Raw genomic sequence first — 1,574 nt, forward strand, 5'->3', positions numbered from 1 at the left:
CGTGCCTTTGCCGTCAGGATTGTCTGCCGGAGATAGGCGGCTGTTGCATATTGGCAAGCGTCAGGAAAGCTAACAAGGTCAGCCCTGTAACGCTCCACGTCACTTTCACGTTTCCTTGACCAGCCGAGGTCTTTAAGCAGGGCAAGCTGTTCATCGGTGAAGCCGGAAAACTCTGCGCTGTCAAAGCCTTTGCAAATCCTATCACGCCTTGCCGCTTCTTCGTCATAGACATCATCGCCATAGGACGGCGGCATAATCTCTGGAAAGTCGTCCATGGACATCTGCCCCGGTATATCTTCAGCCAGAGCAAGTGGCTCCAAGGTGAAGCGCACAGCCTTGACCGTCCTACCCCTCTTTATCGGCTCATAGGAGAATTTGCAGTCGGTCTTGTCGTTCAGTTCCGAGAGACACTTTTTTAGAACCTTGTCGTTAAATTCCTTGTATCCCTTGTAACTGTCAGCCGTACACCGCATGAGGGCTTTCAATTCGTCCAGAGGAACGTCCCAAGTAAGGTGCATATGCCTATTCTGTTCGAGGTACAGAAAGAGGACATAGCTGTATCTGGAAGTCAGCTTGACAACGTTTCGCAGGTTATACCGCAGGTATCCAAGCCGCTCCGGGTTGAAGATATACTCCATGGCCGAGGGGCTTGCACCCAAGTCCACCTGCCACAGTCCATCTTCGTCTTGATAACATTCCGCTTTCTCAAACAAGGCTATGAGAGTGAAGCCCTTGCGCTTGTTGCCGTCCTTGATTTTGATAGTCTGAAAAAGATTATTAACCCTCTTTTCCAAGTCCGGCGCATTTATCTTTACAACGCCCAAAAGCCGCTCTATTTCGCCTTTCTCAAACCGGATAAACCGCTTTTCCGGAACATGGCTATTTATCCGGCCAAGATATGCGTCCAGTATCTTAAACTCCGCAAGTGTCAGCCCGGTTTCAGAGAGGGACAAGAGGGGATTAGACTTCTGGACAAGCAGATTGTCCGGCTCTTTCCCTGCCCCCTTATAGTCCGGGATTGCAGGGAGTTTCTTTCTCCGTGGCATGGTATCAACTCCTTTCCTTATCATGATACCATAAGGGCGAATTTTTGTAAAGTATAAAATTCTCTTTTCTGGAAAAAGACTATGCCCCTAACAGAAAAAGTCTTCGCTCCTTGCGGAAGAAGTCTTCGCTCCTTGCGGAAGAAGTCTTCGCCCCTTGCGGAAGAAGTCTTCGCCCCTAAAACCCGGAAAGCCGCATAAAATCAGGTTTTTTTAGCGTCTAAATCAAAAGTAGGAAATCAAAAGTAAGAAATCATAAGTGCTAAATCAAGCTATCTATCAAGGGACGACCCCGCAAGCCGCAGTATGTGGATAACTTTGGAGGTTCTGGAAAGCGTCAGGATTGATTAGCGATAAAAAAGAAAATGAGGATAGGAGCGGAAACGGTCAAGAAAGCCGCTGTAAAGCGTGTACACGTCCTTAGAGGGGTAGGTAAGGGGAAAACACCATACAGCCCCCTAAAGCCGTCCAGAGGGCAAATAAAGGCGAAATAGAGGGTCAAGGAGTGTGCCATTACACCGCCACCCCTCT

At 48.6% G+C, this 1,574-nt stretch carries 1 protein-coding gene; it reads right to left on the reverse strand.

Annotated features, from left to right (window positions below; genetic code table 11):
* Positions 1-1,070: replication initiation protein (locus D5269_RS17765; protein ID WP_166545242.1), on the reverse strand; the 1,070-nt coding region annotated here is incomplete at its 3' end.
* Positions 1,071-1,574 lie beyond the last annotated feature (504 nt).

The organism is Anaerotruncus sp. 1XD42-93 (genome assembly GCF_009917605.1).
Classification (GTDB): Bacteria; Bacillota; Clostridia; order Oscillospirales; family Ruminococcaceae; genus Anaerotruncus.